The sequence below is a fragment of the Empedobacter brevis NBRC 14943 = ATCC 43319 genome, assembly GCF_000382425.1.
Classification (GTDB): Bacteria; Bacteroidota; Bacteroidia; order Flavobacteriales; family Weeksellaceae; genus Empedobacter; species Empedobacter brevis.
Genome location: NZ_KB908301.1, coordinates 85,549 through 101,248 on the forward strand (window position 1 = coordinate 85,549; position 15,700 = coordinate 101,248).

13 protein-coding genes are annotated in these 15,700 nt (G+C 33.4%); 5 read left to right on the plus strand and 8 right to left on the minus strand.

Annotated features, from left to right (window positions below):
- The first annotated feature begins 1 nt into the window (after nucleotide 1).
- Together H277_RS0114990 and H277_RS0114995 are read left to right on the plus strand one after the other, a co-directional pair.
- Nucleotides 2-967 carry an alpha/beta hydrolase gene (locus H277_RS0114990; RefSeq protein WP_019976432.1) on the plus strand — a complete coding sequence of 322 codons (966 nt, stop codon included), beginning with the start codon at nucleotides 2-4 and terminating at the stop codon, nucleotides 965-967.
- Entirely contained in the window at nucleotides 964-1,545 is a 582-nt protein-coding gene (locus H277_RS0114995; RefSeq protein ID WP_019976433.1) for an NAD(P)H-dependent oxidoreductase, read from the plus strand. Before H277_RS0114990 ends, H277_RS0114995 begins: the two co-directional genes overlap by 4 nt.
- A 114-nt stretch (nucleotides 1,546-1,659) precedes the next feature.
- Here H277_RS0114995 and H277_RS0115000 read toward each other — a convergent pair whose 3' ends face one another.
- Nucleotides 1,660-2,895 carry a GTP-binding protein gene (locus H277_RS0115000; RefSeq protein ID WP_019976434.1) on the minus strand — a complete coding sequence of 412 codons (1,236 nt, stop codon included), beginning with the start codon at nucleotides 2,893-2,895 and terminating at the stop codon, nucleotides 1,660-1,662.
- Nucleotides 2,896-3,049: 154 nt separating this feature from the next.
- Between H277_RS0115000 and H277_RS0115005 the strand changes: the two genes are divergently transcribed.
- Entirely contained in the window at nucleotides 3,050-4,282 is a 1,233-nt protein-coding gene (locus H277_RS0115005) for a metallophosphoesterase (RefSeq protein WP_019976435.1), read from the plus strand.
- Nucleotides 4,283-4,392: 110 nt separating this feature from the next.
- Nucleotides 4,393-4,710, plus strand: coding sequence for a GNAT family N-acetyltransferase (locus H277_RS0115010; protein WP_019976436.1), 318 nt, complete (start codon nucleotides 4,393-4,395; stop codon nucleotides 4,708-4,710).
- 45 nt (nucleotides 4,711-4,755) lie between these two features.
- Here H277_RS0115010 and H277_RS0115015 read toward each other — a convergent pair whose 3' ends face one another.
- The 3 genes from H277_RS0115015 to kbl all read right to left on the minus strand — a co-directional run bounded on the left by H277_RS0115015 (nucleotide 4,756) and on the right by kbl (nucleotide 10,518).
- The gene (locus tag H277_RS0115015) at nucleotides 4,756-6,021 is read right to left on the minus strand and encodes a dicarboxylate/amino acid:cation symporter (protein WP_019976437.1); all 1,266 of its coding nucleotides are present in this window, start codon (nucleotides 6,019-6,021) and stop codon (nucleotides 4,756-4,758) included.
- 137 nt (nucleotides 6,022-6,158) lie between these two features.
- Complete coding sequence (locus H277_RS0115020; protein ID WP_019976438.1) at nucleotides 6,159-8,846, minus strand: PD-(D/E)XK nuclease family protein; 2,688 nt, start codon at nucleotides 8,844-8,846, stop codon at nucleotides 6,159-6,161.
- Between the two features lie 472 nt (nucleotides 8,847-9,318).
- Nucleotides 9,319-10,518, minus strand: a complete 1,200-nt coding sequence (gene kbl, locus H277_RS0115030) for a glycine C-acetyltransferase (RefSeq protein ID WP_019976440.1) — start codon at nucleotides 10,516-10,518, stop codon at nucleotides 9,319-9,321.
- A gap of 93 nt (nucleotides 10,519-10,611) precedes the next feature.
- Here kbl and H277_RS0115035 point away from each other — a divergent pair, with 93 nt between their 5' ends.
- Complete coding sequence (locus H277_RS0115035; RefSeq protein ID WP_019976441.1) at nucleotides 10,612-11,469, plus strand: GNAT family N-acetyltransferase; 858 nt, start codon at nucleotides 10,612-10,614, stop codon at nucleotides 11,467-11,469.
- A 55-nt stretch (nucleotides 11,470-11,524) separates the two neighbouring features.
- On the opposite strand, the gene H277_RS0115040 is transcribed toward H277_RS0115035, so the two are convergent.
- The 4 genes from H277_RS0115040 to queA are packed head-to-tail and all read right to left on the minus strand — an operon-like array spanning nucleotide 11,525 to nucleotide 15,585.
- Nucleotides 11,525-12,457, minus strand: a complete 933-nt coding sequence (locus H277_RS0115040; protein WP_051094550.1) for a polyprenyl synthetase family protein — start codon at nucleotides 12,455-12,457, stop codon at nucleotides 11,525-11,527.
- A gap of 56 nt (nucleotides 12,458-12,513) precedes the next feature.
- Nucleotides 12,514-13,467: a hypothetical protein gene (locus H277_RS0115045; RefSeq protein ID WP_019976443.1), complete on the minus strand. Its 954-nt coding sequence runs from the start codon at nucleotides 13,465-13,467 to the stop codon at nucleotides 12,514-12,516.
- Nucleotides 13,468-13,478: 11 nt separating this feature from the next.
- On the minus strand, nucleotides 13,479-14,528 hold the full coding sequence (gene rlmN, locus H277_RS0115050) for a dual-specificity RNA methyltransferase RlmN (protein ID WP_019976444.1): 1,050 nt from the start codon (nucleotides 14,526-14,528) through the stop codon (nucleotides 13,479-13,481).
- A 7-nt stretch (nucleotides 14,529-14,535) separates the two neighbouring features.
- Nucleotides 14,536-15,585, minus strand: coding sequence for a tRNA preQ1(34) S-adenosylmethionine ribosyltransferase-isomerase QueA (gene queA / locus H277_RS0115055; RefSeq protein WP_026357637.1), 1,050 nt, complete (start codon nucleotides 15,583-15,585; stop codon nucleotides 14,536-14,538).
- Nucleotides 15,586-15,700 lie beyond the last annotated feature (115 nt).

A 15,700-nucleotide genomic window follows, 5' to 3' on the forward strand; every position in this document is an offset into this window, starting at 1 on the left:
GATGCAAAGAATAATTAAAAATATAGATTCAGCACTTTGGGAGGCTGTCTCGAATAGCCCGTTTAATGTTATAGATTACGAAAACCTGTTAAAAAATAATCCTGCAAAAATTAGAGAAGAGGAAAGGAGGGTATCCTTAAATGAAGTACCTGCTGGTATTCCGAAACAGCTTGATGTTAAAAATATCGAAATTTCTTCTTCTGAAAAATCAAGAAAAATAAGGTTGAGAATATACAGACCTAAAGGGGGGAAAAACCTACCCATATTGTTATATTTTCATGGAGGGGCTTTTATATATGGCACACCTGAACAATACGATTTTATATTCTTCAAGTTGGCTCTGGATATTGGTATGTTGATTGTTTCGGTGGATTATCGACTGGCTCCTGAACATCCATTTCCGGCTGGGATAGAAGATGGTTATGAAGTGTTATTGTGGCTATCTAAATATGGCAATCAAATCGGTGGGAGTAAAAACAATATCCTTATAGGAGGAAGCAGCGCCGGAGCTACAATTGCTGCATCTATCACCCATTTGACGAGAGACAGAAAGCAAGCTGTAATTCGACATCAGTATTTACTGTACCCTCCTGTAAGCCACCTTTTGACAACTCTGTCTATGGATCAATTAGCGAACGCTCCTATGCAGACAAAAACATCAGCAAAATGGATGTGGAAGTATTACCTACAGGAAAAAATAAGTAATCCTCCAAAATATGGCGTTCCATTACTGGAAGACAATTTCAAAAAATTACCGGATGCAACTATTATTGTGTGTGAATTTGATCCGTTAAAAGATGAAGGAAAATTGTATGCTCAAAAATTAAAGGATGCGAATGTATCGGTCAACCTACTGGAAATAAAGAGAGCTGTACATGCTTTTGATTTTTTCCCCTGTCAGTTATCAGACACTTTTTATGAAAAACAAGTAAAACTATTTAAACAAATTTTAAATCAAGGGAAATGAAAAAGATAGTCGTTATTAATGGACATCCCAACAAAGAAAGTTTTAACAGTGCTATTGCACACTCTTATATAAACTCGGCTTTAAGTCTCGGTTCGCAAGTACGATACATTGCTATCGGAGAGCTGGATTTTAACCCAAACCTACAATTTGGTTATCAACAGAGAATGGAGCTTGAACCGGAACTGGTAAAGGCATTGGAAGACATACAATGGAGTGAACATCAGGTTTGGATACATCCTGTCTGGTGGCTTGGTATGCCTGCAATTATGAAAGGATTTTTTGATAGGGCTTTTCTTCCGGGAATTACTTTCAAACACAATAAAGAGGGAGAGAGTGAAGGATTATTAAAAGGAAAGACAGGCAGAATAATCACAACGGCAGGTGATTTATCCATTGAGGAGTATGAAGAGATATACAAGTCAAGCGGACTTGTACAGTTAAAAAAGGGGATTTTGGAATACTGCGGGGTATCTTCTATTCAAAGTGATTTTATCGGACCTCTTTGTGAGTTGGATGAAGAAGATAGAAAAGAATGGATTGAAGAAATGAAGAACCTGGCTTCGTTGGATGTGATATAAGAAAGTGTATGGTAAAAAATTGCTGACATGTTTGAAAAGCAAAAGTAGTAGACATCTTTTCTTGAAAATTTTAAAATGAAAAAACCACTTCATAATTGAAGTGGTTTTTTCATTTTAATTATATTTCGTTTGCCATTCAGCAATCTCCTGTTCATTTAACAAGCAGGAATTTAACTCTTGTGTGATTTTTTCTTTCTCCAAACCTTGTCCTATGAAAACAAGTTCGATAATTCGATCTCCCCATTCTTTCGACCACTTTGCATCTATTTGTTTTTGGTTAAATTGATAAGCCGCAAACTGAATACGTTCGTCATACGGCATCGAGCACCACCATGCTCCTGCAGGATCAATGCGGATACTTCCACCGGCTTGACTCAAGAAAATAGCTTCATCCGGACGGTTGGCTAACCAAAATAAACCTTTAGAACGGTAAATAGTTGCTGGAAAATGATCATTCAAATACGTTAAAAAACGTTCTGCGTGAAATGGAATTTTTTGACGATACACAAAAGAAGTCATTCCATATTTTTCTTCTAAATGATCGTGATGTTCATGAGTACAATGCTCTCCACATTCGTGATCATGATGGTGGTGATGTTCTTCATTTTCTTGCTCTTCCAGTAATTTTACCCAAGCATCCATATCCTGAATTTTTTCGAAATCGAACAGATTTGTATTTAAAATTTCGGATAATTCAATATGGGCAAAACTTGTCGGGATAATTTTAGCCGTAGGATTTAATTTTGAGACAAAGGCTTCAATATTTAGTAGAGTTTCTTCCTCCACCAAATCCATTTTATTTAAAATAATCACATTCGAAAACTCGATTTGATCAATTAAAAGATTTACGATAGGGCGATTATCTTCTCTGTTAGCGGTAAACCCACGATCAAAAACATCTTCGTCAGTTCCTAAATTTTTAAAGAAATTGTAGGCATCAACAACTGTCGCTAAAGTATCTAAACGAGCAACTTTTGGCAAATCGATAGTTCCATCAGGAGAAACAAAATCTAAGGATTGAGCAATAGGCCCGGGATCAGAAATACCGGAACTTTCAATGACTAAATAATCGTATTTTCCAGATTGAGCTAATTTTTCAATTTCAACAATCAAATCTTCACGCAATTCACAGCAAACGCAACCATTACTCAATTCGACTAACTTTTCATCAGTTTGAATTAAATCATTTTCACGTGCAATCATTTGAGCATCGATATTTACAGCGCCCATATCGTTTACGATAACGGCTACTTTTAGGCCTTTTTTATTGTGTAATATATGATTGAGAAGTGTTGTTTTTCCGCTTCCAAGAAACCCGGAAAGTACCGTTACAGGTAGTCTGTTTTCCATAATTTATGCTTAAAAATGTTTGACAAAGTTACATCTTTCTCCTACAAAGTTTCGCGCTGAATCATTTATAATTTTTATAATGTTCTGTTAAGAATCTGATGAAAAACTATTTATCTTGGGAATTGTTTTATTTTTGTTCAAAATCACTCAAAAAATGTTCATAAATAGTGTCATAACGCTAATTATCATTTCAATCATACTTGAAATTTATTTGTTTTTTAACTTCAGAAAATTTATCAAGAATAAATTTTTTATTTGGTCCAATGTTTTAGCTTGGATTGCTGTTTTGTGTAATTTTGGATATAATTTGGTCTTTTTTGATCGAAATGTTGGACAGACTCAAACGACGATGTGGGCAACTGGCTTGTTTATGCTGTTCGGATTTCCACGTTTAATTCAATTTATATTCTTTTTAATCCAAGATATTTTCAGAGGTTTAGGATGGTTTGTAAATCGAATTGCAAACCGCCAATCGGAAGAAGATTCTTATTTACCGTCTCGACGAAAATTTGTCATGATTTCTGGATTGACAGTAGCTTCTATCCCGTTTTTTAGTTTGATTTATGGAATGACATTAGGAAAATATAATTTCAAAGTCATCAAAAAAAAACTGGTTTACCAACGTTTACCCAAATCTTTTGATGGTTTTAAGGTGTTGCATATTACCGATATACATTCGGGAAGTTTGGATAATCGTGAAAAAATTGAATATGCTGTTGATTTAATTAACCAGCAAGAATTTGATATCTTATTGTTTACGGGAGATATTGTGAATAATTTTCATTGGGAAATGGAGAAATGGTATGATGTTTTTTCAAAAATAAAGCAAGCGCCATATGGAAATTTTGCAGTGTTAGGAAATCATGATTATGGTGAATATTCGGATTGGAAAACAGAAGAAGAGAAACAAGAAAACTTTGAGAAAATAAAAGCCATTTTTCCAAAAATTGGAATGAAATTACTTCTGAACGAAAGTAGATTTATTACAAAGAATAATGAAAAAATAGCACTGATTGGTGTTCAGAACTGGGGAACACGATTCAAAAAATTAGGAGATATTGATTTGGCATCTCGTCAGGTTAATTTTGATGATTTTAAAATAGTCATGTCGCATGATCCTTCGCATTGGAATGAAATTATAAAAAATCATCCCAAACATTACGATTTAACTTTATCAGGGCATACACACGGCATGCAATTAGGAATTGAAGTACCGAAGATTGGTTTACGCTGGAGCCCGGCACAGTATATTTATCCTCAATGGGCAGGTTTTTATGATTTTGAAGGAAAAATTATTAACGTAAACAGAGGATTCGGCTATCATTTTTATCCTGGTAGAGTAGGAGTTTGGCCGGAAATCACACTAATTGAATTAAAATCTGTGTAAAGTTTAAAAAGTAGAAGTAAAAGCAATCAATTTTTTGGTTGCTTTTTTGATGTATGTCAATCATCTTATGAGGTATTTTACGGATTATTGTACTATAAAATTTTAAAACTATGAATGAAGAATTAATTCCTTTACAAGTTATAAAAAATGAATCGACATCACGATTTGAATTAGATGTTGACGGATTTATAGCTTTTATTGATTATAAGCAAGATGCAGATATCATCAAGTTAATTCACACTGAAGTTCCTGAAGAGTTAGGAGGAAGAGGTGTCGCATCAGCTTTAGTAGAGAAAACATTGGTTTACCTGGAAGAGCACCATAATTCGTTATTTCCTTATTGTCCTTATGTTTTTGCTTACATTAAGAAGCATCCGGAATTGAAAAGAATTGTAGATCCAAAATTTCCGAAGTACAACGAATTGTAACATAAAAAAAACGACTTAAAGAAGTCGTTTTTTTTATGTTATATTCTAGATGTGTTTATCTTCATTATGAATGTATTCTTGCTCAACAGCAATATGTCCTTCCCATTTATCAACAGCTACTGTAGATAAAGCATTTCCAAGAACATTTGTCATCGAACGAGCCATATCACAAAAATGGTCGATAGGTAAGATTAAAGCAATACCCTCAGGTGGAATTCCGAACATTGAACAAGTTGCAACCACCACAATTAAGGAAGCTCTTGGAACACCTGCAACCCCCTTAGAAGTTAACATTAATACAAGTAACATCAAGACTTGCTTTTCTATTGGCATATGGATGCCATAAACTTGCGCAATGAACAAAGACGCAAATGTCATGTACATCATAGAGCCATCTAAATTGAAAGAATAACCAAGAGGTAATGTAAATGAAATGATTTTCTTTTGGGCACCGAATTTTTCTAATTCTTCCACTAGTTTAGGGAATACAGCTTCTGATGAAGTTGTAGAAAAAGCAATTAATAAAGGAGCTTTAATATGTCTTAACAAATCGAACAAACGATTTCCTAAAATAAAGTACCCCACGATACATAATACCAACCATAAAAGAGCAATACCTATGACGAAAGCAATTAAATATTTTACATATAATGCAAAAATTCCAAATCCGTAAGTTGCAATAGCAGCAGCAATTGTTCCTAAAACACCTAAAGGTGCCGTCCACATAACATAACCAACCATGATTAAAACGATATGTGAAATTTTATCCAATGCTTTCGTAATCATTTCTCCTTCTTTACCATATGCAGCCATAGCTACACCAAAGAAAATTGAGAAAACGACAATTTGTAAGATTTCATTTGTAGCAAAAGATTCAAAAACAGATTTAGGAATCATATGTGTAATGAAATGTTCTAATGTAAGAGAGGCCTGACCTTTTAGTAAGTCTTGAGCAGAACTTGCATCCATTTCGATGTTGATTCCTTCTCCGGGTTTCATAACATTTACAACAATACACCCGATGACCAAAGATGTTAATGAAGCAGTTATAAACCATCCTAAAGCGCGTCCTCCAACGCGTCCTACCATTTTCATATCCCCCATTTTAGCAATTCCTACAACCAATGTTGAGAAGACTAAAGGAGCAATAATCATTTGGATTAAACGAATAAATACAGTACCAAGAAGTTTGATATTAGTTGAAAATGTTTTAATAAATTCCGGAGATGTATTATAATGTACATATCCACCAACAGCAACACCAATTAGTAAGGCAATAATAATAGCTATAAAAAGTTTATTGTTTTTCATTATGCGATTTTAAACTTTTCCAAAACTACTGTTTTTTAATAAAATATTAAGAATATAAATGAATTTATACGCCAATTAAATTATAAAACCCTTTATATCTAGCCTTTACAAAGGGTAGTAATATGGTGTATTGAGTACTATTCCGGTTGTTTGAATGGAATTTCTTGGTTTAGAATTTCTTCAATTAATTTTGACATTGGCTCGGTTGAGTTTTCTACAATCGAATAATCAATGGTAGTATTTTTATCAACAGCAAGCTTTATCAGTTCTTTGTTCGGAAATTTTATGGGATAAATGCACAATTCAATTTCTTTATCCAGATTTTTTTTATCGGCATAAAACAAATGAGCATAAAAGATCAATTGCAATTGTTTAGCTTTCTCTTCTTTTTGATACACTGTTTCAATTTCTTCTGTTTTAACAGAAATTTCTTTTGCATACCCTGTTTTATAATCTATAATCCGCAATTGATCATTCACCGAATCAATTCGATCAATAACTCCTTTTAATTTTACAAGTTGACCATTTGTTAGCGTAAAATCGACATCGTGTTTGCTTTCCAAAGCCCGAATGATGAATTCATTTTCTTTTGCTGTTTTAACATCTTTGGATAACACACCGTCAACAATTCGCTCAGCTATTTTGTAAATCAAATAATTGGGACCTTTATCCAGATGACCGTCTTTGTATTCTTTTCGGAAATGCTCTTGAAGCGTTTTGTTTTTTTCTTTTTCAATCGATTTAAAATCATTTTCATGTAGAATACGATTCAAATAAGGTAAGTACAGCTCTTCTAATGCTCCATGCACTATATTTCCCAAGGTTTTTGCACTAACAGTTTCCTCTGCTTCTTCCACTTCATTTACATTGAAAATTCGTTGTTCATAAAAATCCAACGGATTTCGTAAATAAGTAGAAAGTGAAGAAGGTGAGATTCCGTAATTTGCCCAATCCCAAAGTTTTTTCATTGTTTCGTCTGTTTTAGGAACAATGATATCTTTCAATGGTTTTGTAATGAAACTTGGTGCGGCAAATGATTCTTTTATAGGATGTTTACTTTCAAATTTTATTTGGGCCAAAAAACGCGATTTTTCTCCGGAACCCATTCCGTCAGCTTCTGTATCATAAACAAAATAAGCATTTTTAGCGCGTTGAATTAAACGATAAAAGTGATACGCATAAATTGAATCATTCTCTGTAAAGGTATTCAATTTCATTTGTTTGCGAATGTCATAAGGAATAAACGTATTATTTTGCCTTCCCAAAGGTAATATTTCATCATTCACAGAAGTCATGATGATGTGATCAAAATTTAACAAACGTGTTTCCAACAGCCCCATTAATTGTAAACCTTTCAAAGGTTCACCAATGAAGGAAATAGATTCTGAAGAAACGATTTTGTTGTACAATAAAAACAATGTTCTATAGTCTTTGATATCATTTACCTGCAGGAGGTTTTCATGCAGTTGATTGAATACTTTCTTAAAAAAGAATAAATATTCTTTGGTCAACAAATCATTCATTGTAGGATGATGCAATAACTCATCAGTCCAATTTTTTAAATGATGAATAAACGCAGTTATACTTGCAGGGATATGGAACAGGCTTTTAAAAATAGATTCGTCTAATGAATTTTGAACAGAGTTTGGAGAATTGAAAATACGATTCTGTGTGCGAATATCGTGTGCTAAATCCCTGCTTTTATCGGAGCTGTATTGAGATAAGGTTTTATTTTCGAGAATTTGTAAAACATTTTTAAAATAAAATAATGTTCCCTTTCCTAATTTCTCACTGTTCATCTGTAATTCGAAAATAGATTTAAAGAATTGTGCCAAAGGAACTGAACGTAATGGAATTCCCATTGAAATATTCAGGTGTGTAATATTTTCGGGTAAAGAATTAAGAATAGCAGGAAGAATAGACTCATCAGCTAAAATTAAAGCAGTATTTTTAATTTCCTCTTCATTTAAATGACGGATTAAATCAGCAACATATTTCGCTTGCCCAACTTGTTTTGCAACTCCAATGGTATGTAGATTCTTCGGTTTTGAAAATTCATCTACAATCCAGTTAATTGGTTTTATTTTTTCTTTATATTTTCTCAGAAAAGATCCGGCTTCTTGATTTGGATTTTCGTAATAATAGGCATCAACGTCCCAATACAATGTTGCTAAATTTTCTTTTTCTAATTTGAAAATAAGCGCTTGTTCGGCTTTTGTCAAGGCATTGAAACCGGCAAAAATATAATGAGAAGTACTGTTTTCGATAATTTCATTTACTTTTTCGCTTGCGATTCTAAAAACCATTCCGGCATATCCTTCTTTCGAATCAAGTAAATCTTGTTGCAGTTGGAAATATAACTTAGAAACGATTCCCCAAAAAGTTAAATGATTTTGAATGATTTCATTTTTACCAATTTCAATTTTTCCATCTCCCCATTGGTTAATTCGTTCAACTGAAATCAAATAATCCAAAACTTTGTGAGCAGGCTGTAAAGAAGCATCAATGTCGTCAAAATCTTTCAGGACAGTTGGTCCCCATTTGATGAAGTCTTCAAAAGAATCAGGCTTTTGGACTACTTTTTTGTAAGCTTGATATGCCTTGAACCAAAGGTTAATCCCCGAAATAATTTCTAAACCGGAAAGCTCACTCATCAGTTCCTCAATACTTTTCATTTTAGGAAGGATAATATTTTGCGATTGACGCTGAAATGCTTCTCTAAAAAATAACATCGGACGTTTGCCCGGTAAAACTAAAGTGGTTTGAATAAAATTGGTCTGATTCTGTATTAAATCCCTTACAACATTTTCGATGAATTGAGCCATTTTGAAATTTTCTTTCGTTGAGTTGTTGTAAAAATAAGGATTTTGAAAGACAATTCGTGGCGCTGCTATTTAATTTGATGTATTTTCGTTTGAAATAGTTTTTCAAGAAAATTGATTGATTCATTCTTGCTATCAGAAGTGTTAACTTGGTAAATAAGTACACCAAAAAATAAAATAGGAAAAGGAATCAGAATAATTGCTTTAGGATGAAGATTGTCATTTACAATCATAATTGAGGCAAAGATTAGAAAAATACTCGTTACAAAAATATAAAGGCTTATGAAAAATGTCTTCGGTTTTGTAAAACGCATTAATTGTTCCTCTGTTGTATTATATCTTAGAATTCTAAAAACCTCTTGTTCAGAAAGATTTGTCGTTAATTGATATGTTTTGTTTTTGAAAAGCATAGATTAAGTATATAAAAAAAGCGACTAAAAATAGTCGCTAATATAATATTGAATAAAAGAGATTCTTATTTAATCACTCCTAATTCTTTACCAACTTTTGTAAAAGCAGTAATCGTATGATCCAATTGTTCTTTTGTATGTGCAGCAGATAATTGAACACGAATACGTGCCTTATCACGAGGAACAACAGGGAAAAAGAATCCGATGACATATACACCTTCATCCAATAATTTATCTGCCATTACTTGAGATAATTTTGCATCGTACAACATAACTGGTACAATTGCAGCATCACCTTCCGGAATATCAAAACCAGCAGCAACCATTCCTTTACGGAAATAGTCGGCGTTCCACATAACTTTATCACGTAAAGAAGTGTCTTTTTCTAACATTTCTAACACTTGTAAAGCAGCACCAACAATTCCAGGAGCCAAAGAGTTCGAGAATAAATAAGGACGAGATTTTTGGCGTAACATTTCGATTACTTCTTTTTTACCGGAAGTAAATCCTCCCATGGCTCCACCTAAAGCTTTACCTAAAGTAGATGTAATGATATCTACACGTCCAATTACTTCATTATGTTCGTGGGTTCCACGACCTGTTTTTCCAATGAAACCTGTTGCGTGAGAATCATCTACCATGACCAAAGCGTCATATTTATCAGCTAAATCACAAACTCCTTTTAAGTCAGCAACAATACCGTCCATAGAGAAAACGCCGTCTGTTACAATAATTTTGAAACGATGATTTTTTTCAGAAGCCGCAATTAACTGAGCTTCTAAATCGGCCATATTGTTGTTTTTGTAGCGGTAGCGGGCAGCTTTACATAAACGAACTCCGTCAATAATGGAAGCATGGTTTAATTCGTCAGAAATAATTGCATCTTCTTCTGTAAACAACGGCTCGAAAACACCTCCATTTGCATCGAAAGCAGCAGCATAAAGAATAGTATCTTCCATTCCTAAGAAGTCGGCAATTTTCTTTTCCAATTGTTTGTGAATATCTTGAGTACCACAGATAAAACGAACCGATGACATTCCGTATCCACGGTCATCTAACATTTTTTGAGATGCTGTAATTACTTCTTTGTTATCAGATAGTCCTAAATAGTTGTTGGCACAAAAATTTAATAACGTTTTACCGTTTTCTAATGTAATTTCGGCACTTTGTGGAGAAGCAATGATGCGCTCTTTTTTGAACAACCCTTGCTCTGCCAAGTCATTCAATTGTGTTTGTAAATAGTCCTGAAATTTATTGCTATACATAATAAATCACTTTTTGTTTCGATATGTTTCATACAAATATAAAGGATTCGCTTATATTTTTTGTATTTTTGTAAGACATAAAAATTAAATAGAGTGATTACTATACTTATCTTAATCTTTCAGTATTATTTTTTAGGAAAACTATTCAATAAAGATAAACTACAGTTGATTTTAAAAGTGATTGGATTGTACTTCTTAGGAGTGTTTGTTATTGCAATTAATATAGCTTTGTTAATGAGTTTTGGCGTGATAAAATCTACACTTCCAGAGCTGATGGAATCAAAATGGATGATGGTTCCTGATTTGGTGCTATTTATTCTTTTATCCTTTGTCTATTATAATTATTTGAAACGTAAGTGGACAATGGAAATGTTTTCAGCTGATCTTGAAAAGCGAAAAGAAGAACTTCTTGAAAATATTGCAGTTAATCAAAAAATAAACCCCGTTAAACTGGACGTATATTGTCATTTTCATACGGTAAATGAAAAGAATATTCATTTGGTTCAGCCCTTGGCAAAAGAGATTTGGGACGAATGTTACAAAGATTTATTATCGCAGGATCAAATCGATTATATGATTGATATGATGTACAATAACGATAAAGTAAACGAAGGAATCAGCAATGGAGAAATCTGGGAAATCTTAAAAATTGATAATGTTCCTTCTGGTTATTTGCATTATAAATTGGATGAAAATAATACGGTTTTCTTGTCAAAAATTTATTTGAAAGAATCTAATCAAACCAAAGGAATTGGACAATTGATGCTGAATAGAGTAGTAGATTTTGCAAAAGAAAAAGAGGCAAAAGCGGTTCATTTAACAGTGAATAAACACAATGCGAAAGCCATTCGTTTCTATGAAAAAAATGGTTTCAAAAATATAGAATCGAAAACATTTGATATCGGAAACGGCTACATCATGGACGATTACATTTATCAGAAATCAGTTTAAAGTGATTGTAAAAAGAGAAAAATAAAAAAGGTGGATTTTTTAAAATCCACCTTTTTTATTTTTCTCTTTCGATAACATATTTCACCATTGTTTCCAATGAATTTCGATATTCATTTTCCGGAAATTCGTAAAGTATATCCAAAGCCTCCTGGCTATATTGTTTCATCATTTTTTGAGTGTATTCAATTCCGCCATGGTCTTTCACATATTGAATAATCTCACGAACACGCTTTTTATCGTTGTTGTAACGTTTGACAGAATTGATCAACCATTTTTTGTCTTTTTCAGTTGCATTGTTAATGGAATAAATCAAAGGCAATGTCATTTTTTGTTCTTTGATATCAATTCCAACAGGTTTCCCAATCGCATTAGAAGTGGTATAATCAAATAAATCATCTTTGATTTGAAAAGCAATCCCCACCAATTCACCAAAACGATGCATTTTTTTTGCAATTTCTTCCGAACAACCAACTGAACGGGCTCCGGCTTCACAGCAAGCAGCGATAAGCGTAGCTGTTTTCATTCGAATAATTTCGAAATAAACATCCTCTGTAATATCCAGTTTTCGGGCTTTCTCAATTTGTAATAATTCTCCTTCTGAAATTTCTTGGATTGCCACAGAAACAACTTCTAATAAATCGAAATCTTTATTTTTAGTTGAAATAATCAATGTTTTAGATAAGAAATAATCGCCTACTAGAACAGCGACCTTGTTTTTCCAAATTGCATTCAAAGAAAAGAATCCGCGTCGTAAGGTACTGTCGTCCACAACATCGTCATGTACTAAAGTTGCTGTATGAATAAGCTCGATAAAAGAAGCCGCACGATATGTACGTTCTTGTACTTCTCCATTCAATTTTGCAGTTAAAAAAACAAACATTGGGCGCATTTGTTTTCCTTTTCTGCGCACAATATAATTGGTGATACGGTCAAGAAGAGAAACATTACTCTTCATTGATTCGAAGAATTTCTGTTCAAACAATTTCATTTCCTCCGCAATAGGAGCTTTAATCAAATCTACCGTGTTACCCAAAATTTAGTTTTTTAATTTGTAAAATTATTGATGCAATGTACAACCTGTTTAGCATAGAAATCTTTGTATTTAAATTCTTCTCCGCTAAAACAAACTTTATTTTCTGTTGGTAAAACCGAAATTCCTTCCAGTTGTCCCAATTGTGTCGTGAAGCCCAAAGGTAAACTTATTTTTTTAACTTGAGAAGTGAAGAATAACTGATTGTTATCTTCCGGTAAATCGAACCAGCTGATAAAAGCTAACGCTTCTTTTGTATACCCCAATAAATAAATTCCTTTTGTCGGACTATTCTTATCCGTATCTATAAAAGCAGCTGTTACAGCATAATTAGTTTTGAAAGTTTCTACTTTTTTAGCAGCGTGCTTTTTAGCAGTGTCAATTGGAATAATATAATGTGTTGTCGCCAAATTGGACCATTCTTTTGTAAAAATATGCAATTGGTTATCGCAAACAAAAAATGCTTCTGCATCCCAATTTGTCGTCATATTCTTGAATTGAAAAGTTTCTTGCTCAGGATAATAAAATTCTATTTTTTCAGCTTTTAGTTGTTGATAAGATTTTGAATAATCGATGTTCGTTTTCTCGATGAAATAGATAGCCAAGTCTTTTCGTTTACCTAAATTATTTCCGAAATCAGCAAAATAAATTCGATGATCGTCTGAAGAAATTTCTTCCCAATCTATATTTGGAGCATTTGAAATGAAAATGGTATTGATAATTTCTCCTGTTTTTGCATTGAAACGATAGATTTCCGGTTTGGAATCAGAATCGTTTAAGCCCCAAAAAGAAGCCATACTTTGATCTTCTTTTTCATATTCTAAAGTCGAAATTTCGTTTAAAACAGGAGGTAAGTAAATACTTTCCATTTTATACTCATCAATAGAAATTGTATCGATGTTTTGTACCTGTTGAGCGAAAGTGAATTTAGTCAGAATCAAAAATAAAAATATGGCTAAATATTTCATTTGATTATTGTTTAATCATTTCCTGTCTTATTGGCTAATTGTCCACAAGCAGCATCAATATCTTTTCCACGGCTGCGGCGTACATTCACGACAATATTATTCGACTCCAATGCTTTGATATAGTGATCAATTGCTTGCTCTGATGCTTGTTTGTAGATTCCGTCATCAATTGAATTATATTCGATGATATTCACTTTAGAAGGAATTTTTTTACAGAATTTGATCAACGCATCAATGTCTTCTTTCTTATCATTAACACCACCCCAAACAATGTATTCGAATGTAATTCGTAACCCTGTTTTTTGGTACCAATACTGAAGACTATCCATTAAATCTGTTAAAGGGAATTTAACCGAAAAAGGCATAATTACATTACGAACTTCTTCACGAGCGGAATGTAAAGATACCGCAAGATTAACGCGTAAATCTTCGTCAGCCAGTTTTTCGATCATCTTAGGAATACCTGAAGTGGAAACTGTAATCCGTCTTGGAGCCATCCCTAATCCTTCTGGTAATGTAATTTTTTTGATGGCAGAAATCACTTCATTATAATTCAACAAAGGTTCTCCCATTCCCATGAATACGATGTTGCTTAAAGGGCGATTAAAATAACGTTTACTTTCGTCATCAATAATTACCACTTGATCTACTATTTCGGCAGCCGTAAGGTTACGCATACGTTTTAATTGCGCTGTTGCACAAAAAGTACAATCCAAGCTACACCCAACTTGCGAAGAAACGCAGGCTGTTGTGCGAGAATCAGTTGGAATTAAAACAGATTCCACAACGTTACCATCATGAAGCTTAACAGCATTCTTGATGGTTCCGTCATTAGATTTTTGTAGAAGGTCTACTTCAACAGGTTGAATTTGGAAAGATTCTCCTAATTGTTCACGAAGAGCTTTAGAAATATTTGTCATGTCATCAAATTGATGCGCATTCTTTTTCCATAACCATTCGTACACTTGTTTTGCGCGGAATGATTTTTCTCCAATCTCTTTGAAATAATCTTCAATCTCAGCCTGTGAAAGCTTTCGTATGTCTTTTTTTGTTGTATTCAAACTTTTCTTATAGAATTAGCATTGCATCTCCGTAAGAGTAGAATTTGTATCCTTCTTTTACAGCTTCGTTGTACGCTTTCATTGTTAAATCATGTCCGGCAAACGCAGAAATCATCATAATTAATGTCGATTTTGGCGTGTGGAAGTTTGTAATCATACAATTTGCGATAGAGAAATCGTAAGGTGGGTGAATAAATTTATTCGTCCAGCCGTCAAATGCATTTAAATGTCCATCAGCAGAAACTGAAGACTCGATAGAACGCATAGAAGTTGTCCCAATTGCACAGACTTTTTTCTTTTCGTCAATTGCTCTGTTTACTAAATCTGCTGTAGCTTGAGGAATAATTACTTGTTCAGACTCCATTTTGTGTTTAGATAAATCTTCTACTTCAACAGCCTGAAAAGTTCCTAAACCAATATGTAAAGTTAATTCTGCAAAATCAACACCTTTTATCTCTAAACGTTTCAGTAAATGTTTCGAAAAGTGTAAACCAGCTGTAGGCGCAGCAACAGCCCCTTCGTGTTTTGCATAAATTGTCTGGTAGCGCTCAGCATCTTCTGGCTCTACGTCACGTAAAATATATTTTGGAAGCGGAGTTTCTCCTAATTCTTTCAATTTTGCACGAAACTCTTCGTAAGATCCATCGAATAAGAAACGTAAAGTACGTCCACGAGAAGTCGTGTTATCTACAACTTCTGCTACTAATGTATCATCATTGTCAAAAAATAATTTATTTCCGATACGAATTTTACGAGCTGGATCAACCAAAACATCCCATAAACGAGTTTCAGCATCTAATTCTCTTAATAAGAAAACTTCGATCTGAGCACCGGTCTTTTCTTTATTTCCCATTAAACGAGCTGGAAAGACTTTCGTATTGTTACGAATCATCACATCTCCTTCATCAAAATAATCGATAAGATCCTTAAATTGTCTATGTTCAATTTCTCCGGTGTCACGATGAACAACCATTAAGCGTGCTTCGTCTCTGTTTTCTGAAGGACGATCTGCTAAAAGTTCTTCTGGTAAAGTAAAGTCGAAATCGGAGGTTTTCATTTTCATAATTGTACAATTTTTTGCAAATATACGATGTCAGAACCCCCTTTGTCAAGTGAATTGAACTATTTTATGAAATTGATAACTTTTAAATGGTTAATTTTGATTTAATTCG